This window comes from Streptosporangium amethystogenes (assembly GCF_000721075.1).
Classification (GTDB): Bacteria; Actinomycetota; Actinomycetes; order Streptosporangiales; family Streptosporangiaceae; genus Streptosporangium; species Streptosporangium amethystogenes.
This window is the reverse complement of record NZ_JOEQ01000036.1, coordinates 1-22,700: the sequence shown is the minus strand read 5'-3', so window position 1 is coordinate 22,700 and position 22,700 is coordinate 1. Positions and strand designations below refer to the sequence as shown.

The following is a 22,700-nucleotide window of genomic DNA, read 5'->3' as shown; positions in this document are numbered from 1 at the left end:
TTCCTTAAGATCACACTCTCCCCGGCGGGGAGTCTTTCCGTCACCTGCCGAGGTGTCAACCCGGGCCGTTCCGCGGGGCGCCCACCAGGGTGGGGACAGGCTCTGTCCGCGCCGCGGTCGGTCGGCGACCCGGGTGGGTTCGGGACAGGTGGTCGCTCCCAGGAGGGCGTCCATGCGGGGCGTTCGGCGGTGGGGCGAGGCCGTCGTGGACACGTTCCGTCACGAGCGTCGAGGGATCGGGCTCGGGTTACGACTTGAAACCTACTAAACCGGTATGGAAGTATGGTTTTTATGTTCGCGGCACTGACCACGTACAACAGGCGTCGCGTGCCGGAAATCATTCTGGTGCGCTGCCTGTTCGTCGACTTCGTACGGACCGACGGCGCCATCTGTCGCTGAGGCCACCCATCACCGAGCGTCAACGACGGCCCCGTGGGTCTGTCGTGAAGCGCCGGTCACAGCCGTCCTCACCCGCCCTGACCGCGACGTCGCGGGGGCACCCCGTCTCTTTCTCCATCCGTCTGGCGAGCACGCCGTAGGAGATCTTTCGCATGGCCCTTGTCGTAGCAGTCATCGGCGGCCCGACCCCGGGTTCCGCCACCGCGGCCCTCGTCGAGAACATCGCCGAGCGGCTGGAGTTGGAGGGCCACACCACGGTGCTGATCAGCCCGGCGGACCTGCCGCCCGCGGCGCTGATCGCCGGGGACTCCGCCGATCCGCAGATCCGTTCCGCGGCCGAGTTGATCGAGCAGGCGGACGGGGTCGTGGTGGCCACCCCGATCTTCCAGGCGTCCTATTCGGGGCTGCTCAAGACGTTCCTGGACGTGCTGCCGCCGGGCGCGCTCGCGGGCAAGGTCGCGCTGCCGCTGGTCAACGGCGGCAGCCGGGCGCGCCTGCCGGCCGTCGACCACACGTTGTGGCCGGTGCTGAGCGCGCTGGGCTGTTCGCAGGTGGGGCCGGGGGCGTTCGTGCTCGACACCGACATCGTCCGGCACTCCTGCGGGGTCAGCCTGACCGACGCGAGCGAATCCCGCGTCGCGGCGGCCTGCCACCGGTTCGCCCAGGCCCTCGCCCTGATCCCCGACCAGACCTCCGGTCGGTCCTTTGACCGGTCACTGTTCTGACCTCGGTCTTTCTCTCCTTCAACGACCTTTCCAGGTCGTCCTTTTGACAAGGGTTTCTCATGTTCGGATATCCGTTGTTCTCGACCTCCCCCGTCCGGGCGGCAGCCGCAGGGGCCGCGCTCGCGCTGCTGGCCGCCGGCTGCTCCTCGGGCGGCGAGGCCACCGCGGGCGCGAGCGGCGCCGACACCGGCGCGCCGGTGCAGGGCGGCAACCTGACCATCGCGGTCTCCAGCTTCCAGCCGTGCCTGGACGTCTCGCTCACCGGCGGACGCAACAGCACGGTCACCCACCAGATCCTGGACACCCTCACCGACCAGGACCCGAAGACGGGCGAGATCATCCCTCGGCTGGCCACCAAGTGGGAGGTGAACGACGACTACACCGTCTTCACCTTCCACCTGCGCGAGGGCGTGACTTTCAGCGACGGCACCCCCCTGGACGCCAAGGTGGTCGCCGACAACTTCACCACGCTCGCCAAGCTGGTCGGCGAGGGCAAGACCGACACCCTGACACTGAACGCGCTCAACAGTTTCTCCGGAGCCGAGGTGGTCGACCCCCTGACCGTCACGCTGAACTTCAAACTGCCGGAACTGGGCTTCCTGCGCAACGCCAGCGACCCCTACCTGGCGATCCTGTCGGCCGCCACGCTGGCCACGACCACCGAGGAGCGCTGCGCGGGCAAGCTGGTCGGCACCGGCCCCTTCGTCTTCGACCAGATCGTCAAGGACAAGTCCGTCACCCTCAAGCGCCGCGCGGACTACAGGTGGGGTGCCGAGGGCGTGGTGGCGCACCAGGGGCCGTCGTACCTGGAGGGCATCGTCTTCGAGGCGGTGCCCGAGTCGGGGGTGCGGGTCGGCGGCCTGGTCAGCGGCCAGTTCGACATCAGCGACGACATCCCGATCACCGACCTGCCGCAGCTCCGCTCGGCCGGGCAGACGATCGTCTCGCGGGTGGTGCCCAACCTGGTCCCGGGCATGCGCCCCAACCCGTACAGCCCGCTGGGCTCCGACGACGCGGTCAGGCGGGCCATCCTCAAGGGCACCGACCGCAAGGAGATCACCGAGACCCTCTACCCGGAGATCTACAAGGCCCCGACCAGCATCGTCTCCTCCGGCACCGCCGGCTGGAAGGACTTCGGCACAGACCTCGCCTACGACCCCGAGGGCGCCAAGAAGATCCTTGACGAGGCGGGCTGGAAGCCGGGCGCCGACGGGGTCCGGGAGAAGGACGGCGTACGCCTGGAGCCGAAGATCACCTACATCATCGGCAACTTCTTCGGCGCCACCCAGCAGGAACTGGAGCTCGCCCAGCAGCAGCTCGCCAGGATCGGGGTGAAGGTCGAGATCAAGGCCAACACCCCCGCCGACAACGCCGCGATGCTCAAGGACATCTCCAAGGCCGACTACGACTTCCTCACCGGCTCGGGCGCGAGCAAGGACATCGACTTCCTCGCCGGACTGTTCAAGAAGAGCAACTCCGCGCTGCTCAACGCCGAGCAGCCCGAGCTGGAGGCCGTCGCCGACGCGCTGAACGAGGCGGCCACCCCCGAGGCCCGCACGAAGGCCGCGGACGACCTGCAGAAGTACGTCATCGACCACGGCCACTGGATCCCGCTGCGCGAGCAGACCAAGGTCGTCGCGGTCTCCCCGCGGGTCAAGGGCTACGGCCTGGACACCTACGCCGCGCACTTCTTCCACGACACCTGGCTGGCCGGCTGACCATGACCCGCTACCTGCTGCGCCGCGCGGCCCAGGGCGCCTTCGTGCTCTGGGCGGCCTTCACCGCCGGCTTCGTGATCCTCTACCTGCTGCCCAGCGACCCGGTGGAGATCATGCTCGCCTCCACCGGATCCATGGGCGAGCTCGATCCCGGGGCGGTGGCCGCGCTGCGCGCCGAGTACCACGTCGACGAGCCGTTCTACGTCCAGTACGGCATCGCGCTGTGGCGGTTCGTCCAGGGCGACTTCGGAACCTCCATTCCCCAGCGGCTGCCGGTCACCGAGCTGATCGGCCAGGCGCTGCCGGAGACCGCGGGCCTGGCCGCGCTGGCCTTCGTCATCGCCGTGCTGCTCGGTGGGAGCCTGGCCCTGCTCACCGGCTATCTGCGCGGGGGACGGCTGCGGCGGCTGCTGCTGTCGCTGCCCCCGCTGCTGGTGTCGATCCCGTCGTTCTGGGCGGGGCTGCTCCTGCTGCAGGTCTTCTCGTTCCGGCTCGGCTGGTTTCCCGCGATCGGCAACCGGGGCCTCGCCTCGCTGGTGCTGCCCGCGGTGACGCTGGCCCTGCCCACCGCGGCGATCATCGCCCAGGTCCTGATCAAGAGCCTCCGCCAGACCTGGGACGAGGCGTTCGTGGTCACGGCCACCGCCAAGGGCGCCTCCAGGCTGCGCATCCTCTTCGTCGACGTGCTGCGTCACGCGAGCCTGCCGAGCCTCACCCTGGTCGGCATGACGGTCGGCAACATGCTGGCCGGGGCGATCGTGGTCGAGACGGTCTTCTCCCGGCTGGGGGTGGGCCGCCTGGTCGAGCAGGCCGTCGCCGCGCAGGACATCCCGATGATCCAGGGCCTGGTCGTGCTGTCGGCCCTCGTCTTCGTGGTGGTGAACCTGGTGGTCGACGCCGTCTACCCGCTGCTCGATCCGCGCATCCGGCCGTCGCGAGCGGTCACGTGAAGGAGTTGAGCGTGTCCGATCCCGCCACCACCCTGCCCGGCGGTCCCGCACCGCACGAGCCATCCGGCCCTGGGACGCCGAGTGTCCCGGTGGGCCCCGGTTCCGGTCCCGATCTCGGCCTCGACCGGTCGCGCCGTGGCACCGGCGGGGCACGCGCGGTCGCGCGGCGCCCCGGACTGGTGCTCTCCGCGCTGTTCCTGGCGCTGGTGCTGACCTGGGCGCTCACACCCGGGATCTTCGCCCCCTTCGACCCGCTGGTCGGCTCGCCGAAGGACAAGCTGCTGCCCCCGAACGGCACCTACTGGTTCGGCACCGACCATCTCGGGCGCGACCTGTTCTCCCGGGTCGTGCACGGGGCCTCGCTCTCGCTGACCGCGACCGCCCTGGCGGTGCTGGTCGGATTCCTCGTCGGGTCGTCCCTGGGCCTGCTCTCGGGGTACGTGGGCGGCCGGTTCGACGACGCCGTCATGCGCTGCGTCGACGTGCTGCTGTCGATTCCGGGACTGCTGCTCTCGCTGGCGGTGGTCACCGTGCTGGGTTTCGGCACGCTGAACGTGGCGGTCGCGGTCGGCGTGGCGGCGGTGGCCGGTTTCGCCCGGGTGATGCGGGCCGACGTGCTGCGCGCCCGCACCCAGGTGTTCGTCGAGGCGGCCGAGGCACTGGGGGTCGGCCGGTGGAGATCCCTCATCCGCCATGTGCTGCCGCACGCCGTGGGCTCGGTGCTGGTGATGGCCGCCCTGGAGTTCGGCACGGCCATCCTGGCGGTCTCCTCGCTGAGCTTCCTCGGCTTCGGCGCGCCGCCGCCCGCTCCCGAGTGGGGGTCACTGGTCTCCGAGGGGCGCAACTACCTGGTGAGCGCCTGGTGGCTGACCACCCTGCCCGGTGCGGTGATCGTGGCGACCATGCTGGCGACCAACCGGGTCGCCCGCGCCCTGGACACCGGCAGGGGAGACGACCGTTGAGTACACAGCCCCTGCTGCGCCTGACCGACCTGCGGGTCGGGTACGGGCCTGCCCGGCGCGGTGGTGACCGGCACGAGACGGACGCGGTACGCGGCGTCAGCCTGCGGGTGGACCGGGGGGAGACGGTGGCACTGGTGGGCGAGTCCGGCTCGGGCAAGTCCTCCACCGCGCACGCCGTCAACGGGCTGCTACCCGCCACCGGACGGATCAGCGCGGGACGGGTCCACTTCGGCGGACAGGACATCACCGGCTGGCCGGACCGCGCGATGCGCCACCTGCGCGGCGCCGAGATCGGCTTCATCCCCCAGGACCCGGCGGTCGCGCTCAACCCGGTACGGCGCATCGGGCACCAGGTGGCCGACGTGCTGCTGCTGCACGGCCGGGCCACCCGCAGGAACGTCCGGGGGCTGGTCGAGAAGATCCTGGAGGAGGCCGGGCTGCCGGACCCCGCCGACTACGCCCGTCGCTACCCGCACGAACTGTCGGGCGGCATGCGCCAGCGGGTGCTGATCGGCATCGCGCTGGCCTGCGCACCCCGGCTGGTCATCGCCGACGAGCCGACCAGCGCGCTCGACGTCACCGTCCAGCGCCGCATCCTGGACCACATCCAGCGCCTGACCTCGGCGAACGGCACCGCCGTGCTGCTGATCACGCACGATCTGGGGGTGGCCGCCGACCGGGCGGACCGGATCGTGGTCATGCGGGAGGGCCTCCTCGTGGAGCAGGGGCCGACCGAGCGGATTCTCGGCGACCCCCGGCACGCCTACACCCGCCGCCTGCTCGGCGCGGTCCCCACCCTGACCGGGCCGACGCTGATCGCCACCTCGTCACCGCGCCCCGAGGCGGAAGCGGCCCCGGAGTCGCCTCTGGAGGCTGGGCCGAACCCGGAGCCGCGCCCGGAGCCGCGATCACGTCCCGAGGCCGGGCCGAACCCGGAGGTACCACACCTGGAATCGCGTCCGCGTCCGGAGACCGACACGGAGAAGACGCCGGAAAGCGGAACCGTACCGGCGCCGCTGCTGGAGCTTCGGGGTGTCACCAAGGAGTTCAAGCGCGCCGCCTCGGTGACCGTCGCCGTCAGCGACGTGGACCTCGTCGTCGGCCGGGGCCGCACGGTCGGCCTGGTGGGCGAGTCGGGTTCCGGCAAGTCCACCACCGCGCGGATGGCGCTGCGGCTGGAGGCCCCCACCCGGGGGCGGGTCCTGTTCGACGGCGTGGACATCACCACGGCCACCCGCGGGAAACTGCGTCCGCTGCGGCGGCGCTTCCAGCCCGTCTACCAGAACCCGTTCGCCTCCCTGGATCCGAGGCTCTCGGTCTCGGCGCTCATCGACGAGCCACTGGACGCGTTCGGTGAGGGGGACCGCGCCGCCCGGCGCCGCAGGGTCGCCGAGCTCGTCGACCAGGTCGCCCTGCCCTCGTCGGTTCTCGACCGGCACGCCACCGAGCTGTCCGGCGGTCAGCGGCAAAGGGTGGCCATCGCCAGGGCGCTGGTGCTCCGCCCCGAGCTGATGGTCCTCGATGAGCCGGTCTCGGCACTGGACGTCTCCGTACAGGACCAGATCCTGCGGCTGCTCGTCGAACTGCAGGCGCGGCTGGGGCTGAGCTACCTGTTCATCTCCCACGATCTGGCGGTCGTCCGCCAGATCGCGCACGAGGTCACGATCCTGCGCTCCGGCTCGGTGGTCGAGAGCGGTCCGGCCGAGCGCGTCTTCGACAACCCGCACCACTCCTACACGAAGGAACTTCTCATGGCGGTACCCGGACGGCTGAACCACGGCGCGGACACGAGCCTCCGATGGTGAGCCCGCTGACCGGCGCGCGTACCGAACGGCAGGTCCTCGCCGCGCTGCGGGAACTGGTCCCGGCGATCTCCGCCCGGGTCGCGGGGGAGGACCGGCCACACGCGGAGACCTTCGCCGACCTCAGGGCGGCGGGCCTGCCCTCCTTCGTCATCCCGGCCGCGTATGGAGGCGGGGGTGCCGCCCTGCCCCAGGCCAGCCGGGTGATCCGGACCCTCGCCGCCGCCGACGCCTCGGCCGCGCTGGTCCTCACCATGCACTACATCCACGGCACGCGCCTGCTCTCGCCACAGGTCCCCGGCCGGGGAGCCGCCGAGCTGGGCCGTACCCTCGCCGCCACCGACGGCCTGGTCAACTTCGCCAGCAGCGAGCGGCTGAGCGGCGCCCCCAGCAGGGGCGGCGCCGTCCAGACCCGTGCCACTCGCGGGGACGACGGGTCGTGGCTGCTGAGCGGTCACAAGCGCTACGTCACCGGCAGCATCGCCCTGGATCACCTGCTGGTGTCGGCCACGGTGGACAACGACGGCGACGACGACACCGCCGCCGAGCCCGTGGCGCGCACCTTCGTCGTCCCGGCCGATGCGGACGGGGTGCGGATCGAGCCGACCTGGGACACCTTCGGCATGCGCGGTTCGGCCTCGCACGACGTCATCCTCGACGGCGTCACCGTCCCCGCGGACGCCGTCGCGGAGGCGTACGACCCCGAGGTGGCCCCGGAGATCACCCGTACCTTCGGCGCCTGGTGGGCGCTGCTGCTGGCCTCGATCCACCTGGGCATCGCCGAGGCGGCCCGCGAGGTGGCCCTCGTGTTCGCCACCGGTCCCCGAGGCGACGGCCGTCCGGGCAGCCGCGCCGAGCAACCCCGCACCCAGGAGCACGCCGCGCGCATCGAGCTGGCCCTGCTCCAGGCGCGTCTGCTGCTGGAGGACGCCGTACGCCGGTGCGAGGGCGTCCCGGAACCCGCCGACGTCGTCCAGGCCACCGCCACCAAGCTCCTGGTCCACCGGCACGCCTCGGACGCCGTCGATCACGCCTGCCGCCTGGTCGGCGGAGCCTCCGTCTGGAACGCCTCCCCGCTGGGACGCCACTTCCGTGACCTGCGCGTCGCCCTGTTCAACCCGCCCAACGAGGACGTCGTGATCGACGCCGTCGGCCGCGCAGCCCTCGGACTGAACGAGAAAGGCACCTGGACTTGACATCCTCCGCCCTCCCGAAGGAGGGGGATTCCAACAGTGACTACCCCACCAGGAGGAGGTCGCGTTGAGGTTCACGGTTCACAGGCTCCGGCAACCCGGCGCCTCCCCGCGCAGCCACCGTCTGCCCCACGGCGGTATCCCTGATGTTACGGGCCGCGTTGACGTCGGCATGGTCCCGATGCCCGCAGGCCACACACAGGAAGAGAGCTTGACTCTCACGACTCTCCCTGGCGAGATGCCTACAGGCGTTGCAGGTTTGCGACGTGTACCGCGGATCGATCTTCATCACCCGCCCCGGAGCCTTGTGCTCCAGCCGGGCCACGAGTTGCCCCCACCCCGCGGCGAGGATGCCCCGGTTCAAGCCCGCCTTCTGACGGACGTTCCTCCCGGGTGCCTCCAGGGTGCCGCGAGCCGGCCGAGTCATGTTACCGATCTTGAGGTCCTCGACCGCGATGACGTCAAAGTCACGTGCCAGATCGGTGCTGGTCTTCTCGACCCAGTCCTTGCGCCGGTCGCTTTCGCGGACCTTCAGCTTCGCGATGGCCACCTTCACCCGCTCACGCCGCCTCGAGTCGCGCCCGGCCTTGGCCAGCTTGCGCTGAAGACGCAACAGCCGGCCCTTCTCCCCCTCACGCAGCGTGGGGACGTTCAGCAGATCGCCCGTGGACAGGGCGGCGGACACGGTCACTCCCCGGTCCACGCCGACGACCTCGCCCGTTCCGGGTGCAGGGATCGGCTTAGGGATCGCCACGAACGCGACATGCCAGCGGCCCGCCCGGTCACGGGTGATCCGGAACGACTTTGTCTCGTCGCTCACGTTGCGGGACCAGCGAAACCGCACCCACCCCACCTTGGGGACCCTCACCTCACCAACATGACGCGACAGGCGCCGCACGTCGCCGGGTTTGACCGCGACGATGCGGAACCCCTCAGCCTGCCCGCGCCTGCGCCACGTCGGCCTGCGGTGGGTTTTGCCGAAGAAGTTCGCCATCGCCTGGTGGAAGTCCTTCAGCGCCTGCTGCTGCACGATGATCGACCCGGCGCGCAGCCACTCGAACTCCGCTCGCGCCTCGGTGAGCTGGCGGCACTGCTCGGCGAACCCCGGCGCCGACTTCCGGCCGCGCTTCCAGTGAACGTGCTGCTCCACCGCCAGGTTCCACACGAGCCTCGCATGCCCGCAATGCTCGGCCAGCTTCGCCTCTTGCACAGGCGAAGGCTGAAGCCGGAAACGGGACACGCCGATCAACCTACCGAAAGGCACCGACAAAATATGGACAACGAGATGGGCTTCCTCCCGGCCCTGAAGGACGGGGCGTCCGCCCCAGATGTCAGGTGACCCCGCCCCGCCGTACGATGTCGCTGAACTTCAACCTCAGCGGCGTCGGCCACCACACCTCCGCCTGGCGCCACCCCGACAGCCGGACCGACCAGGCCCTGGACGTCGAGTACTACGTGCGGCTCTGCCAGACCGCCGAGCGCGGTGGGTTCGACTCGATTTTCATCGCCGACACCCCGGCGCTGCGCGGCGACCTGAACGACGCCCTGGCCAACACCCCCTTCGAACCGCTGACCCTGCTGTCGGCCATCGCCACCCGCACCACCCACATCGGCCTGATCCCCACCGTCTCCACCAGCTACAGCGATCCGTACACCGTCGCCCGCCAGATCGCCTCCCTCGATCTGATCAGCAAGGGCAGGGCCGGGGTCAACCTCGTCACCTCCGCGGGTGACCACGTCGCCCGCAACCACGGCAGAGAGCGGCACATCCCGCACGCCGACCGCTACGCCCGTGCCCGGGAGTTCGTCCAGGTGCTGGAGCGGCTGTGGGGCAGCTGGGCGCCGGACGCGATCCTGGCCGACCGCGAGGCCGGCACCATGATCCGTCCCGGTGGCATCACCCCGGTCGACCACGTCGGCGAGCACTTCTCGGTGGCCGGGCCGCTGACCGTGCCGCCCTCGCCGCAGGGACGCCCCCCGATCGTGCAGGCCGGGGCCTCGCCCGCCGGGATCGAGCTGGCCGCCGCGCACGCCGACGCCGTCTACGCCCGCTCCATGTCGATCGACGAGACGCGAGGTGTCTACCGCTCCATCAAGACGCGGGCCGCCGAGCTGGGCAGGGACCCGCACTCGATCAGGGTCCTGCCAGGCGTGGTGCCCTACGTCGCGGCCACCGAGGCCGAGGCCAGGCGGCTGGTGCGGGAGATCGAGTCCCGGTTGGTGACCAACCCCAACGCCCTCACCGCCCTCGGCGCGATGCTCGGCATCGACCTGTCCGGATACTCCCCGGACGACGCCGTCCCCGTGCACCTGCTCCCCGCTCCGGAGGACTTCAACGGCTCGGTAACCGGCTTCGTCGAGCTGCGCACCATGGCCGTCGACGAGGGTCTCACCCTCGGCCGGCTCGCCGGTCGCCTCGGTGGCCTCGCCCCGCTGGGAATGTGGGCGCTCATCGGCAGCGGGGAGCAGGTGGCCGACCGGCTCCAGTACTGGTTCGAGAACGAGGCGGCCGACGGCTTCAACCTGATGATGCCGATCGCCCCCGGCGGCATCGAGTCCTTCGTCGAGCACGTCGTGCCGATCCTGCGGGAACGCGGCCTGGTACGCGCCGGCTACGAGGGCGCCACCCTGCGTTCCCACTTCGACCTGTCCCTCGACACACCGTCGCCACTTCACTGAGAGGAAGACCATGACCGTCTCGCCCGAGGACCTGCTCATCGACCCCGAGCAGGCCACCGGAAAACTCGCCGCCGGTGCGCTCTTCGTCGACGTACGCCGCCCCGAGGCACGTGCCGAACACGGCCTGCTGCCCACGGCCGTCGCCGTGGAGAAGGTCGACGTCCTGAAGAGTTTCGACCGGGAATCCCCGGAACTGCTGGCCGACGCCGCCGATCCCGACCGGCAGATCGTCGTCTTCTGCTCGTCGGAACGCGGCTCGGGGCCGGTCGTTCAGAAGCTCGTGGAGTTGGGGTACACCAACGTCACCCATATTCTTGGCGGGTTCAGCGCATGGAAGGAACAGGGTTTTGCGACACACCCCCATGACGGCGCGGCCACGGATGCCTGAACACCCCCGGGCACAGCCGCCCGAGTGCGACCGGGCCCACTGAGGCCCAGGTGCGAATCTCGGCCAAGACCGACTACGCCCTGCGCGCCCTCACACAGCTCGCGGCGCACGCGGATCGCCCGGTCAGCTCCGAGGAACTCGCGCAGGGGCAGGAGATCCCGCACAAGTTCCTCGAAGCGATCATGGCGGAGCTCCGGCGCACCGGGTTCATCACCAGTCAGCGCGGCACCGGAGGCGGGCACCGGCTCCGTCTCCCCGCCGACCAGGTCGTCATCGCCGATGTCATCCGCGCCCTCAACGGGCCGCTCACCGTCATTCGCGGAGAATGTCCTCAGGACATCGAGTACGGCCCGCCCTCGGAAGGGTTGCAGATCGTGTGGATCGCCATGCGTGCCACCCTCAGATCCATTCTCGAATCGGTGACACTCGCCGACATCGCCGGGGGAGCACTGCCCGGTCATGTTCGTGAACTCGCCGGTGACCCGGACGCCTGGGTGACCCACTGGTTCCAAAGTCCCGGCCGAATTCAGGAAACAGGCCGCAAGGTCTGATCCACACCGTAGTCAAATGTCAGAAGGACGGAACGTCGACATCCGCCCCGCCCTGAAGGACGGGGTCGCCACGCTGGGAGTATTCGATGAGTGAGAGCCCGACCGGACTGATCAGTGCGGACGAGCTGGCCGAACGGCTTAGGTCGGGGTCGCGTGTCCGGCTTCTCGACGTTCGCTGGCAGCTCGGTGACCCACACGGTCACCGGGCCTATCTCGAAGGGCACCTGCCGGGGGCCGTCTTCGTAGACCTGGACACCGAGCTGGCCGCCCCGCCCTCTGCCGAGGCCGGGCGGCACCCGCTGCCGGACCCGGACGCGTTCCAGCGCGCCGCCCGCCGCTGGGGGCTGGACGACGGTGACGAGGTCGTCGCGTACGACGCCGGTGGCGGCCTGTCCGCGGCGCGCGCGTGGTGGCTGCTGCGCTGGGCGGGGGTGTCCTCGGTGCGGCTGCTCGACGGCGGCCTGCGGGGCTGGACGGCGGCGGGCCATCCGGTGGAGACCGGCGAGGTCCGGCCCGAACCGGGGAACGTGACGCTGACCTCCGGTGCCCTGCCCGTCCTCGACGCCGACGCCGCGGCCGAACTCGCCGGCACCGGCGTGCTGCTCGACGCGCGGGCGGCCGAGCGCTACCTCGGCCGGACCGAGCCGGTCGACCCGCGCGCCGGCCACATCCCCGGCGCGGTCAACGCCCCCACCGGGGAGAACCTGACGCCGGATGCGACCTTCCTCGACGAGGAGGCGCTCGCCGCCCGCTTCGGCGCCCTCGGAGTGAAGGAGGGCACCGCGGTCGGCGTCTACTGCGGTTCGGGGGTGACCGCCGCCCACACCGTCTTCGCGCTGGAGCGGATCGGGATCGGCGCGGCCCTGTACGCCGGGTCGTGGTCGCAGTGGTCCAACGACCCCGACCGGCCCGCGGCCACCGGCTGACGGGGACCCGGCACGGGCGCACTCGCCGGGACGACGGGCCGCGTTGTCGCCATCGCGGCCCGCCGGCCCGATCGGGTGCCCGGTCTCGTCACGAGCTCCGAGGGGCGTCGGCCGCCCGCTCGTGCTCGGCCACGCGGAGCTTGATTCCCGTGATGAATCGCTCGACGGCGTAGCGGAACTGGCGCGCCATCGTCTCCACACCCGCACCCGGTGCGTATCGCATCAGGTTGGGGTACGGCGGCCCGGAACCCGCGGTCTCGCCCTCCGCCCGAGCCTCGCTGTAGCGGGGATTTCCCGGCGAGGTGCGCTCGCCCGCCACGAACCCGAACAGCAAGGTGATGAGCGCCATGTAGGAGTCGCCCACCTCGTCATCCGGCAGGCCGCTCTCCGCGACGAGCCCGGTGAGGGCGTCCGCCACCCTCAAGGTCTCGGGCCCGAGTTCCCAGGCCGCGCGCCAGAGCACGTCGACGAGCGCGGGGCGTGGCAGCAGTGCCTCGTGACAACGGACGAGGGTCTCGAGCAACCGTACGTCCCAGGTGCCGGCGGCGGGAACAGTGACCTCACGGAGGGTCTCGTCGAGGATGAGCAGCAGTAGCTCGTCCTTGTCCCTGACATGCCAGTAGAGCGTCGACGAGCCGGTGCCCAGCGTGTTGGCGAGCTTGCGCATGGACAGTTTCTCGACACCCTCCGTGTCGAGAAGCCGGGTTCCGGCCCTGATCACGTCCATGCGGGTGAACGTCAGCCGGCCTTTGGCGCGGGCCGAATCCGACCGGCGCCGCTCTGGTTCGAACTCTGCTCGTGACACACGAGCAGTGTACTGTCACTCGATCCGGCTCTCGGCGATCATGTCGTGGCGGCCTCTGCCGGGGGGCGACCCGAGTCCGTCTCCGTACCCGGGTGACCAGGAGAGCACGGAGACGGGGCGAGGTCAGGCCCCGGCCCTGATCTCCGTCCCCTGGGCGGAGACGAGGCGCCATCCGGCGCCGGAGCCGGCGACGAAGACATGGGTGTACCTGCTGCCGCCGGTGAACGTGCTGCCGTCGGGGTTGGTGAAGTTCATCCCGGTCCGCCCGACGACGATGCCGACATCGCCGATCCGGCGCACGACGGCCTCGTCGGGAAAGGACTGGACGGCCGGGAACCGGACGGCTCCCGACGACACCGCGTCCAGCAGGACGGAGCCGGGCACCGCCGCGCCGTCATTGACGCTGACCAGGATGAAGTCGCCCGCCAGCAGTTCGCTCAGGCGGGCCGCGTCGCCGGCGACCAGGGCGTCGAAGAAACGCCGGTCATGGTCGAGAAGGGACGCGCGGTCGTCAGGGGTGGCCAGGGTGTTCATCGGACTCCTCTTCTGCGATGGGGAGCGTCACCGCTCCTTGCTGATCGAACAAGCGGGAGCACTCGCCGGTGCCTCCGTGGAAGCGGCGTCGGGGTCGCCCGGCAGCCGCTCGGGAACGCTGATCGCGCTTCTGGAACAAGAATATTGACACACGAGCACCGTTCGAGTGATAGTGGGCCCACCTTACCCGCCGCGCCTCCGGGCGGCCAGTCCTCGCTGGTCGAAGCCACGGCCGCGGCCATCTCAGGAGGTTCACATGACCTTTCGCACCTGCGTGCTGGTACACGGCGGCTGGCACGGCGGCTGGCACTGGGACGACGTCGCGGCGAGGCTGCGGAACGCGGGCGCCGACGTCCACGCGCCGACGCTGACCGGTCTGGCCGAGCGGGCGGGTGAGGCCACCGCCCAGACCGACATGTCGACGCACGTCGCCGATGTCGTTCGCGTCATCGACGAGCACGGACTGGACGACGTCGTACTGGTCGGCCACTCCTACGGAGGGATGGTCATCACCGGTGTCGCGGCCGAGCGGGGCGATCGGCTGGCCGAGCTGGTGTACCTGGACGCCTTCGTGCCCCAGGACGGCCAGTCCGTGGGCGACCTGCTGGGCCCGGACTTCACCGCGGCCGCCCGGGCGTTGGCCGAGGCCGCGGGCACCCCCTCACTCATCCCGCCGATGTTCCCCATCGAGGACACCACCGGCTGGTCCGGTGAGCGCGCCGCCGCGATCGCGCGGCGGCTGACCTCGCACCCCATCGGCACGATGGAGGAACCGGTACGGGCGCCGGCCGAACCGGCCGCCCGCCGTACCTTCGTCTACTGCAACGCCCGCCCTCTGGGGATCGTGGAACCGTACGCGAGCGCGGCGCGCGAGTCGCCGGACTGGGACTACTACGAGCTGGCCGGCCCGCACGACGCGGTACGCGTCATGCCGGCCACGGTCGCCGGGTTGATCGAGTCGCTCGCCTCCTGACGCGAGAGATCCCCGCACCACCACGGCCGTGGCCATGGCGGCCACGAATTCCCGCCGCCCCGGCCTCCGAACAGGCCCGCCAGACTCAGATGGAGATTCCGCGATGACTCCCACACCGTACGCGCACCCGGCCGGCGAGGCGGGAGAGCCGAGGCCGCCGCTGACCCGATCCTGGTGGCCCGCCGAGGTGACATCGCCGCTCGCCGACCTCACCGTCGGCGCCGCGCTTCGCGCCGCGGCGCAGGACAGCCCCGGCTCCGTCGCCCTCGTCGAGGGCGTACCCGACGCGGCACAACGCCGCCGGTGGACGTTCGCGCAACTGCTCGAGCAGGCGGAGGCCGTCGCCCGCGGCCTGCTCGCCCGTTTCAGGCCCGGCGAGCGAGTCGCCGTCTGGGCCGACAACCTGCCCGAGTGGGTGCTCCTCGAGTACGGCGCCGCACTCGCCGGCGTCACCATCGTCACCGTCAACCCGGCGCTGCGCGCGGAGGAACTGCGTCACGTCCTCAGGCAGTCCCGGGCGGCCGGGGTGTTCCTGGTTCCCGGCTACCGTGGCTCCGATCTCGCCGGGATCCTGGCGAAGGTACGCCCGGACCTGCCCGGCCTGCGGGAGGTCGTCAGTTTCGCGGACTGGGAACGGTTCCTGTCGGCCGGGCGGCCGGACACCCCGCTTCCCAGGGTCGACCCGGGCAGCGCCGCGCAGGTGCAGTACACCTCGGGAACCACCGGGACCCCGAAGGGCGCGGTGCTGCACCATCGCGGGATCGTCAACAACGCCCGTCTCTACGCCGAGCGATGCCGGCTCACTCCCGGCGGGGTGCAGGTGAGCCCGATGCCGCTGTTCCACACTGCGGGCTGCGTGGTGAGCGTGCTCGGCGCGCTCGCCGTTCGCGGGACGCTCGTGCTCCCCTCCGCCTTCGACCCGGCGCTCATGCTGCATCTCGTCGAGTCCGAGAGGGCGGACACGCTCATCGGCGTGCCCACCATGCTCATCGGGATGCTGGACCACCCGGAGTTCGCCCGTACGGACGTGTCCGGGCTGACCCGGGTGATCTCGGGGGGAGCCGTGGTGCCGCCCGAACTCGTCCGTCGTATCGAGACCCGGACCCCCGCGGTCGTCAGCGTCCTCTTCGCCCAGACGGAGGCGTCGCCGGTCATCACCGCGACCTCGTCCGAGGACGGCGGGCAGGACCGGATGGAGACCCTCGGCCGGCCCCTGCCCCACACCGAGGTGCGCATCGTCGATCCCTCCGACGGCACGACCCTCCCCGTCGACACCGTCGGAGAGCTGTGCACCCGCGGGTATCACGTCATGACGGGTTACTTCGACGACGCCGTGGCCACCATGTCGGCCATCGACGCCGACGGCTGGCTGCACACCGGCGACCTGGCCAGCATGGACGAGCGCGGCTACTGCCGTATCGAGGGACGCCTCAAGGAAATGATCATCCGAGGCGGCGAGAACATCTACCCCCGCGAGATCGAGAACGTCATCTTCCAGCATCCCGACGTGGCCGACGTGGCCGTCGTCGGGGTACCGGACGACACGTGGGGTGAGCAGGTCGCCGCCTTCGTCCGCCCGGCGCCCGGTCGTACGCCGGACGTGGAGGGGTTGCGCGAGTACTGCCTGGCCCGGCTCGCTCGCCACAAGGTCCCGAAGCAGTGGTCCGTGGTCGAGGCGCTGCCGCTCACGGCGTCGGGCAAGGTGCAGAAGTTCCGGCTGCGCGAACGGCTCACGGGGGAGCGGACGCACCGGTCGTGAGCACGTGCCGGCGGCGACCGGTCGAGCCGGTCGCCGCCCGCGTGTCCCGGTACAGGGAAGTACCCAGACCGTCCGTGCCGTCCCCGCCGGCGAACACCGACAGGAGTGCGATGTGATCAAGCTGTTCACGCTGTGGAACCGGCGTCTCGACCAGACCCACGAGGAGGCCGTCGACTACTGGACGCGGGTGCACGCCCCGAAGGTGGTGGAGGCGCATGGCGAACGGTTACTGCGCTACGCGTGCAATGTCGGGATGCCCGCCGACTATTCCGGCTGGGCCCCGGACGAGGCCCCCGCCTGGGACGGCGTCGCCGAGGGCTGGTACGACGTCGACGACCCGGCAGAGCTCGCCGCTCTGGTCGCCGAGACGTCCGACCGGCTGCGCGACGGCGAGCGAGACTTCATGGGCACCTTTCAGCACATGGCCACCGACCAGCAGGTCCACGTCGACAGGGCGCGTGCCCACCGAGGCGTCAAGGTGCTGTTCATGCTGGCGCGCCGGCCCGACATGACCCCGGCGCAGACGGCGGCCCACTGGCGCGAGCGGCACATGCCTCTCGTTCGGGACGTTCTCGGCGACACACTCGTCCGCTACACGACCAACGTCGGCCTGGCCGCCGACTTCCGCGGCTGGTCGCCCTATGAGGCCCCCGCCTACGACGGCATCGCCGAACTGGCCGTCGACAACCCGGTGTCCGACCACATGGCGCTGCTCCAGGCCCGGCAGGACGTCCTGCTGCCCGACGAGCACGTCTTCATCGGCACGTACCGGATGGCGTTCACCCGTGAGGTCCTCGTACTCGGGCGGCCGGACGAGCCTCTGCCGACCACGGAGTGTTGACGACGGGGCTTCCCCCGGCCGCGCATGGGACGCCGGCCTTGAGACTCCCGCGACGACGGTGGGGGCCGCCGCGGGAGCCCCGGGGCCGACGTCCCATGCGATGATCTCCATATGGGCGAAAGTGCCCAAGGCGGTGGCGGACGTACTCGCCGGGGCGGCCGGGGAAGGCCACCCGTCTCTCACCTCCTGATCAACAACGCGATCTGGTAGGAGCCGATCCCCACCCCGAACAAGACCAGGTAGGGCGTGTCGACGACGTCGGCGGCGGCGGCGAGCGTCACCGCCGCGGAGGCGACGGTGAGATTGCCGTAGTCGCTCAGCGTGTCGTGGTAGCGGGCCGGACGCAGGAGGTTCCGCCAGTGCTCCAACAGGACGTCGGAGGCCTGGTGGCCGATCACGGTCACCTCCCCGAGGTCGATCCCGTGACGTCCGAGCAGCCTCCGGATCAGGTCCGGCGGCCCGTCCATCCCCGTGGACCGGAACGCTCCCACCCCCGCGTCGGGCTCGATGCGGTAGACGGGCCGGACGGTGTCACCGGCGTCCCGGCGGACGGCCATCGTCATGGCGCCGTACTCGGTGCTGCGCGTCTCGTGGATCCAGTCGACGATCACCATCCGTTCCGACCGGCGGAGCACGGCCGCACCCGCGCCATCCCCGATCATCCCCGCGTGCGGGTTTCGGGCGTCCACGTGACGGCTCCAGTTCGTCCCGACGCTCACCAGCGCGTGGGTGAAACGCCCGGCCCGCATGGACTCCCAGGCGAGCGCGAGCGCCATGACGAAGGTGCCGAACTCGCAGTTGACCGGTACCACGAGCGCGTGGCTCCCCAGTCCCAGGTCGCGGTGCACGCGGAACAGCCCGTTCGGGCTCAGGAATTCGGAGACCGTTATGTATCCGTACAGGCTGTCGATCTCGTTCGCGCGGACACCGGCCTCCTCCAGGGCCCCGCGGCACGCCGACACCGCGAGATCCTCGATCGCCTCGCCGTCCATCAGGACCCGGCGGCTGCGGGCCCCGCTGAACAGCCCGCTCTCGGCCGAGGGCCCGCTCCCGGTGGAGACCGCCTCCGCGACGGTCGGCGGCAGGGCCGATCCCAGTCCAGCGACGCCGATGCCGGAACGCGTCTCCCCGGTCATCGCGCGTCCCCCGCGACCGCGGCGAACCGCTCACCGTAGGGGGGACTCACCCGGTAGTCGATCTTGACCACGACCACCTGGGGTCGTGACCACCTGGCCGCCGCCGACCTGGCCTCGCCCATTGCCCCCCGCAGGGCTTCGGCCTTCTCGACGACGTAGGCGTCGGCGCCGAGCGCGCGGGAGAACTGGGCGAGATCCACCGCCCCCAGCCCGTAGAAGTCGTCTGCCAGGGAGAAACGTCCACCGTTCTGCGCGTGCTCTCCGTGGTTGACCATCCCCAGGTAGCCGTCGTCGAGGACGACGAAGATCGCGCCCACCCGGTTCTTGGCGGCGGTCCTGACCTCGTTGCCGTTCATCAGGAACGCGCCGTCGCCGACGAGCGCGGTCGCGACACGGTTGCCGTCACCGATCCTCCCGCCGACGGTCGCGCCGCATGACCAGCCCATCGACGACAGGCCGCACGGGTAGAAGACGCGGGTCGGCGGATCGATCACCAGATGGTGGGTGGCCCACGCCGTGCAGTTGCCCATGTCGATGTACAGGTCGTCCTGACCGGTGAGCAGGTCGTTGAGGGCGAGCATCACCGCCGCCGGCGACACGCCCGTCCCGCTGTCACGGGGAAGCGGCACCGGCGTCGGCCGCGAGGAGGAGGGCGAGAGCGTGGGTGCCCGCTTCACCTCGCCCAGCCCGGGCAGCTCACGGCGCAGACCACGCAGGAAGATCTCCGCGTCGGCCTGAATGTGCTCGCCGCCCTTGAGGAACTGAGCGAAGACCGTGGGATCCAGGTCGACGTGGAAGTACGACGAGACGGCCGCGAGATCGCGGTCGAAGCTCCTGGTCGCCCATTCCCCCAGACCGCTGCCGATCACCAGGAGGGCGTCGACCCCCGCCGCGGCGTAACTCGCCGCCCGCTCGGTGCCCGCCGTCCCCAGCACGCCGAGGCAGAGGTCGTCGCTCTCGGGGAAGACGCCCTTGGCACGCATGCTGGTCACGACGGGAACCCCCAGCGTGTGGGCGATTTCCCGGAGCGACGACTGATCCGAGCGCAGCGCCTGCCGCGCTCCGTTCCCCAGGAAGATCAGGGGACGTCGTGCCTGCGAGAGCGCTCCGAGGACGCGCCGCGCCTCGGCGGGGTCGAGTTCCATGCCGGGCCGCCGGGCCACCACGGTGGCCTTCTCGTCCCCGACCGGCATCCGGGCGATGTCCGCGGGAACCGACAGGTACGCGGCACCGGGGCGGGGACCGGTCGCGACGTTGATCGCCTGGGAGAGGATCCGGGGAAAGGAGCCCGGGTCGCTCAGGCCGGTGGAGAACCCGGAGACGTGGGAGTACATCGCGGTCATGTTGGTGCCGAGATCGCTGCTGTCCTGAAGCGCCCTGAGGCCGAAGAGATCCGTCCGGACCTGACCGCCCACCACCAGCAGCGGAACCTGGTCACGGTGAGCTGAGGCGACCCCGGTCAGCGCGTTGAGGGCGCCGGGGCCCGCGGTGACCAGGCACACGCCCAGCTTTCCCGTCGACCGCGCGTATCCGTCCGCCATAAAGGCGGCTCCTCCCTCGTGAGAGGCGATGATGAATTTGATCTTCGGATGTTCTCGCAGCGCCTGAATGAACGCAGATATGTTTCCGCCGGGAATGCCGAAAACCGAGTCCACCCCCAGAGCGTCGAGCTGCTCGAGGAGAAACTCGGCCACGGTCAGCTCGCTTACCGAATCTGTTCCGGTGTTCAGCACAACTGTTCCCCCCGGGAAACGAAGCAATGGGATATCTAACGGGACAACGTGATATCTAACGACATATTCATCATCCGTTCGCCTACTGGGCATCACTCTCCAGGCGGATGCCGGATCACCCGTGCGGGGGAGGAGAGGGCCATCACCGATCACCCGCACGGTGGAGAGGGGCGCTGTCACCGGCGGGCGGGAGTCCGTTTTTCCAGGTCAAATGCACGGTGCGGGAACGGCGGCGTGGAGGGGCGCCCGCCGTCGAGGTGACGAACACCCGGCATGCTCGAAATTCCCGGAGAACATAGAGTTAACAAACAAAGTGTTTATCGGTTGAATGGCGCTGTTTTGTAAAATCCGGAGACGTGAATCACGGAGACGGCCGAGACCGGTGATCTGACGCGTGAGGCCCTTTCCCGTCGCGGCGGCCACTGCCTTCATCCCCGGTGTTCGTCCGGCGCGTGAGGTCTCCCCGTACGGGCCGCCGAATCGGGACCGCGACGCGGGACGGCTCCGGCGTGGTCCCGGCTCCGGCACGGAACCATGCCCGTCCACGGCGCGGCGGCGGAAGGCGTACCCGGGGCGGATGATGCGGAAGGGGGCATGGGACACTTGTCAGGACGACGGGGCGCGTTGTTGACATCGCAGCCCGTCGGCCCGGGACGATCATGCCCCGTGCCGCGCCTCCTGCCGCCGTCACCGCCGCACAGCGCGAGCGGAGACCCGCGGAGAAGCCTCTCGTGGATCACCCCCCTGTCACGCCCGACGCCCTTGCGCAGCCCAGGGCTCTTCCTTCTCCCTCATCCCTGTCCGAGACTCCCGCCTCCGCTTCCTCAGGCGCCCGACCGGAGGCGCCCGCCCCCCGGCTCGGAAGGGTCTTCGTCGCCCTGCTGCTGGTCACCTTCCTGTCCGCGCTGGACCAGACGATCGTCGCCACGGCCCTGCCCGCCATCGTCGGCGAGCTCGGCGGCCTGGAACACATGTCGTGGGTCGTGGCGGCCTACGCGCTCGCCGCGGCGGTCGCGATGCCGGTCTTCGGGAAGCTCGGCGACGCCCTGGGGCGCAAGTCGCTGCTGCTCGGGTCGATCGTCGTCTTCCTGGTCGCGTCGGTGCTGTGCGGTGCGGCCCAGGACATCGTCCAGCTCGTCCTGGCCCGCGCCCTGCAGGGTCTCGGCGCCGCGGGACTGATGATCCTGTCACAGGCCGTGGTCGCCGACCTGGTCCCGCCGCGCGACCGGGGCAGGTTCCTCGGCCCGCTGGGCTCGGTCTTCGGTGTCGCCACGGTGGTCAGCCCGCTCCTCGGCGGGACGCTCACCGACGGTGCCGGATGGCGCTGGATCTTCTGGATCAATCTGCCGCTCGGCATCGTGGCGCTCGTCCTCGCCGCCACCTCGCTGCACCTTCCCAAGCGGCGCCTCTCGGCCCCCCTCGACGTGACGGGCACCGTTCTGATGACCGTCACGACCACCGCGCTCGTCCTGATCGGCACCTGGGGCGGCACGCTGCACGGCTGGGCGTCGCCGACGATCCTGGGCCTGGTCGCGTTCGCCGTGCTGGGAACGTTCCTTTTCGTGCTCGCCGAGCGCCGCGCCGCCGATCCGCTGATCCCGCTCGGACTCCTCGCCGACCGCACGGTCCTGATCGCCGGGGGACTGAGCCTCGTGGTCGGCGCCGGGCTGTTCAGCGTGGTCAGCTACGTGCCGTCGTACGTCCAGATGGTGTACTCGATGAGCGCCACCGCGGCGGGCCTGTTCCTGGTGCCGCTGACGCTCGGCCTGCTCGCGGCGAACATCGGCACCGGTCTCCTGATCAGCAGGTTCGGGCGCTACAAGATCTACCCGATCGCCGGCACCGCCCTCGCCACCGCCGCGATGCTGCTGCTCGGATCGATGACCACGCAGACGCCCTCGTGGCTGCTGGCCGCCTACCTGGTGCTGCTCGGCCTCGGGGTCGGTTGCTTCATGCAGGTCTCGATCACCGCGGTGCAGATCGCGGTGCCCCAGTCCTCGGTCGGCACCGCCACCTCCACGGTCGTCTTCGTACGGGAGATCGGTGTGACGGTCGGGGCGGCGGTGATCGGCTCGGTGTTCGCCAACCGGATCGCCTCCGGGCTGGGGCCCGTGCTCGGCGGAGCCGGTGACCCGTCCCGTCTGACGCCGGAGGCCGCCGCCGCGCTGCCTCCCGCCGGCCGTGCGCTCGTCGCCGGGGCGTACGCCGATGGCCTGGTGCCGATTTTCCTGTGGCTGGCGGTGGTGTTCGGGGCCGGCCTGGTGCTGGCGTTGCTGCTCAAGGAACGTCCGCTCACCGGATCATCCGGCACGGCCGCCGAGGGATAGTCCTCCGCGACGGCCCACCCGGAGTCCGTACCCGGGCGGCGACCGCGTTGCCGGCCGCCGGGCCCGTGCCGAGCAGGTCTGCGATGGGTCATTTCGCGAACCCGCGGGTTCTGCTCCACCGCGGTGTGTCGGCCCGCGCCGGAAGAGGACCACCTTCCCTCCGTCGCGGACCGGCACCCGCAGGTCGTGCATGGAGACCGTCAGACCTCTTCGACGCTGCTCGGCTCGCGCCGGGACAGGTCGATGCCGAGTTCTTCCGCGGCGCGGAAGACGTCCTCGTCGGTGTCGCGCATCTCGAT

General features: G+C 70.7%; 21 protein-coding genes. 15 read left to right on the top strand and 6 right to left on the bottom strand.

The window, feature by feature from the left end:
* Positions 1-418: 418 nt before the first annotated feature.
* Positions 419-553: a hypothetical protein gene (locus tag IG98_RS54465; RefSeq protein ID WP_281178581.1), complete on the bottom strand. Its 135-nt coding sequence runs from the start codon at positions 551-553 to the stop codon at positions 419-421.
* On the opposite strand from IG98_RS54465, the gene IG98_RS0135720 reads away from it, so the two are divergent.
* The 6 genes from IG98_RS0135720 to IG98_RS0135695 are packed head-to-tail and all read left to right on the top strand — an operon-like array spanning position 552 to position 7,752.
* Positions 552-1,124, top strand: coding sequence for an NAD(P)H-dependent oxidoreductase (locus IG98_RS0135720; protein WP_030922793.1), 573 nt, complete (start codon positions 552-554; stop codon positions 1,122-1,124). The genes IG98_RS54465 and IG98_RS0135720 overlap by 2 nt on opposite strands.
* A 59-nt stretch (positions 1,125-1,183) precedes the next feature.
* Positions 1,184-2,842: an ABC transporter substrate-binding protein gene (locus IG98_RS0135715; protein ID WP_051753375.1), complete on the top strand. Its 1,659-nt coding sequence runs from the start codon at positions 1,184-1,186 to the stop codon at positions 2,840-2,842.
* 2 nt (positions 2,843-2,844) lie between these two features.
* A complete protein-coding gene (locus IG98_RS0135710; RefSeq protein WP_030922789.1) occupies positions 2,845-3,792 on the top strand; it encodes an ABC transporter permease in 948 nt (315 codons plus the stop codon).
* Between the two features lie 11 nt (positions 3,793-3,803).
* The gene (locus IG98_RS0135705; RefSeq protein ID WP_245651857.1) at positions 3,804-4,754 is read left to right on the top strand and encodes an ABC transporter permease; all 951 of its coding nucleotides are present in this window, start codon (positions 3,804-3,806) and stop codon (positions 4,752-4,754) included.
* On the top strand, positions 4,751-6,559 hold the full coding sequence (locus IG98_RS53810; protein ID WP_030922784.1) for a dipeptide ABC transporter ATP-binding protein: 1,809 nt from the start codon (positions 4,751-4,753) through the stop codon (positions 6,557-6,559). The genes IG98_RS0135705 and IG98_RS53810 overlap by 4 nt, the downstream gene beginning before the upstream one ends.
* Positions 6,553-7,752, top strand: coding sequence for an acyl-CoA dehydrogenase family protein (locus IG98_RS0135695; RefSeq protein ID WP_051753374.1), 1,200 nt, complete (start codon positions 6,553-6,555; stop codon positions 7,750-7,752). The genes IG98_RS53810 and IG98_RS0135695 overlap by 7 nt, the downstream gene beginning before the upstream one ends.
* A 40-nt stretch (positions 7,753-7,792) precedes the next feature.
* On the opposite strand, the gene IG98_RS0135690 is transcribed toward IG98_RS0135695, so the two are convergent.
* A complete protein-coding gene (locus IG98_RS0135690) occupies positions 7,793-8,989 on the bottom strand; it encodes an RNA-guided endonuclease InsQ/TnpB family protein (RefSeq protein WP_084195903.1) in 1,197 nt (398 codons plus the stop codon).
* Between the two features lie 116 nt (positions 8,990-9,105).
* On the opposite strand from IG98_RS0135690, the gene IG98_RS0135685 reads away from it, so the two are divergent.
* From IG98_RS0135685 to IG98_RS0135670, 4 genes are all read left to right on the top strand, one after another.
* The gene (locus IG98_RS0135685) at positions 9,106-10,428 is read left to right on the top strand and encodes an LLM class flavin-dependent oxidoreductase (protein WP_030922773.1); all 1,323 of its coding nucleotides are present in this window, start codon (positions 9,106-9,108) and stop codon (positions 10,426-10,428) included.
* Positions 10,429-10,438: 10 nt separating this feature from the next.
* Entirely contained in the window at positions 10,439-10,816 is a 378-nt protein-coding gene (locus tag IG98_RS0135680; RefSeq protein ID WP_037972151.1) for a rhodanese-like domain-containing protein, read from the top strand.
* 50 nt (positions 10,817-10,866) lie between these two features.
* Positions 10,867-11,367: an RrF2 family transcriptional regulator gene (locus IG98_RS0135675; RefSeq protein WP_051753373.1), complete on the top strand. Its 501-nt coding sequence runs from the start codon at positions 10,867-10,869 to the stop codon at positions 11,365-11,367.
* An 86-nt stretch (positions 11,368-11,453) separates the two neighbouring features.
* The gene (locus IG98_RS0135670) at positions 11,454-12,293 is read left to right on the top strand and encodes a sulfurtransferase (RefSeq protein WP_030922763.1); all 840 of its coding nucleotides are present in this window, start codon (positions 11,454-11,456) and stop codon (positions 12,291-12,293) included.
* 88 nt (positions 12,294-12,381) lie between these two features.
* Here IG98_RS0135670 and IG98_RS0135665 read toward each other — a convergent pair whose 3' ends face one another.
* Positions 12,382-13,098, bottom strand: coding sequence for a TetR/AcrR family transcriptional regulator (locus tag IG98_RS0135665; RefSeq protein WP_157594713.1), 717 nt, complete (start codon positions 13,096-13,098; stop codon positions 12,382-12,384).
* A 123-nt stretch (positions 13,099-13,221) separates the two neighbouring features.
* Positions 13,222-13,632: a YybH family protein gene (locus IG98_RS0135660; protein WP_030922757.1), complete on the bottom strand. Its 411-nt coding sequence runs from the start codon at positions 13,630-13,632 to the stop codon at positions 13,222-13,224.
* On the opposite strand from IG98_RS0135660, the gene IG98_RS51265 reads away from it, so the two are divergent.
* The 4 genes from IG98_RS51265 (at position 13,625) to IG98_RS0135645 (ending at position 17,205) form a co-directional block, all read left to right on the top strand.
* Positions 13,625-13,780, top strand: coding sequence for a hypothetical protein (locus IG98_RS51265; RefSeq protein WP_157594712.1), 156 nt, complete (start codon positions 13,625-13,627; stop codon positions 13,778-13,780). The genes IG98_RS0135660 and IG98_RS51265 overlap by 8 nt on opposite strands.
* A gap of 108 nt (positions 13,781-13,888) precedes the next feature.
* On the top strand, positions 13,889-14,605 hold the full coding sequence (locus IG98_RS0135655) for an alpha/beta hydrolase (protein WP_030922753.1): 717 nt from the start codon (positions 13,889-13,891) through the stop codon (positions 14,603-14,605).
* A 103-nt stretch (positions 14,606-14,708) separates the two neighbouring features.
* Positions 14,709-16,364 carry an AMP-binding protein gene (locus IG98_RS0135650; RefSeq protein WP_051753372.1) on the top strand — a complete coding sequence of 552 codons (1,656 nt, stop codon included), beginning with the start codon at positions 14,709-14,711 and terminating at the stop codon, positions 16,362-16,364.
* 112 nt (positions 16,365-16,476) lie between these two features.
* Positions 16,477-17,205 carry an EthD domain-containing protein gene (locus IG98_RS0135645; protein WP_030922749.1) on the top strand — a complete coding sequence of 243 codons (729 nt, stop codon included), beginning with the start codon at positions 16,477-16,479 and terminating at the stop codon, positions 17,203-17,205.
* 179 nt (positions 17,206-17,384) lie between these two features.
* Here the strand turns inward: IG98_RS0135645 and IG98_RS0135640 are convergent, their stop codons facing one another.
* Together IG98_RS0135640 and IG98_RS0135635 are read right to left on the bottom strand one after the other, a co-directional pair.
* Entirely contained in the window at positions 17,385-18,341 is a 957-nt protein-coding gene (locus tag IG98_RS0135640) for a beta-ketoacyl-[acyl-carrier-protein] synthase family protein (RefSeq protein ID WP_030922747.1), read from the bottom strand.
* The gene (locus IG98_RS0135635) at positions 18,338-20,167 is read right to left on the bottom strand and encodes a thiamine pyrophosphate-binding protein (RefSeq protein WP_084195893.1); all 1,830 of its coding nucleotides are present in this window, start codon (positions 20,165-20,167) and stop codon (positions 18,338-18,340) included. Before IG98_RS0135635 ends, IG98_RS0135640 begins: the two co-directional genes overlap by 4 nt.
* Positions 20,168-20,805: 638 nt before the next feature.
* Here IG98_RS0135635 and IG98_RS0135630 point away from each other — a divergent pair.
* Entirely contained in the window at positions 20,806-22,401 is a 1,596-nt protein-coding gene (locus tag IG98_RS0135630; protein ID WP_169750243.1) for an MDR family MFS transporter, read from the top strand.
* The last annotated feature ends 299 nt before the right edge of the window (positions 22,402-22,700 follow it).

Coding starts and splice junctions, on each gene's coding strand:
- IG98_RS0135720 (WP_030922793.1), top strand. CDS start 552: ATGGCCCTTGTCGTAGCAGTCATCGGCGGCCCGACCCCGGGTTCCGCC.
- IG98_RS54465 (WP_281178581.1), bottom strand. CDS start 553: ATGCGAAAGATCTCCTACGGCGTGCTCGCCAGACGGATGGAGAAAGAG.
- IG98_RS0135715 (WP_051753375.1), top strand. CDS start 1,184: ATGTTCGGATATCCGTTGTTCTCGACCTCCCCCGTCCGGGCGGCAGCC.
- IG98_RS0135710 (WP_030922789.1), top strand. CDS start 2,845: ATGACCCGCTACCTGCTGCGCCGCGCGGCCCAGGGCGCCTTCGTGCTC.
- IG98_RS0135695 (WP_051753374.1), top strand. CDS start 6,553: ATGGTGAGCCCGCTGACCGGCGCGCGTACCGAACGGCAGGTCCTCGCC.
- IG98_RS0135685 (WP_030922773.1), top strand. CDS start 9,106: ATGTCGCTGAACTTCAACCTCAGCGGCGTCGGCCACCACACCTCCGCC.
- IG98_RS0135680 (WP_037972151.1), top strand. CDS start 10,439: ATGACCGTCTCGCCCGAGGACCTGCTCATCGACCCCGAGCAGGCCACC.
- IG98_RS0135670 (WP_030922763.1), top strand. CDS start 11,454: ATGAGTGAGAGCCCGACCGGACTGATCAGTGCGGACGAGCTGGCCGAA.
- IG98_RS0135660 (WP_030922757.1), bottom strand. CDS start 13,632: ATGAACACCCTGGCCACCCCTGACGACCGCGCGTCCCTTCTCGACCAT.
- IG98_RS0135655 (WP_030922753.1), top strand. CDS start 13,889: ATGACCTTTCGCACCTGCGTGCTGGTACACGGCGGCTGGCACGGCGGC.
- IG98_RS0135650 (WP_051753372.1), top strand. CDS start 14,709: ATGACTCCCACACCGTACGCGCACCCGGCCGGCGAGGCGGGAGAGCCG.
- IG98_RS0135640 (WP_030922747.1), bottom strand. CDS start 18,341: ATGACCGGGGAGACGCGTTCCGGCATCGGCGTCGCTGGACTGGGATCG.
- IG98_RS0135635 (WP_084195893.1), bottom strand. CDS start 20,167: ATGCCCAGTAGGCGAACGGATGATGAATATGTCGTTAGATATCACGTT.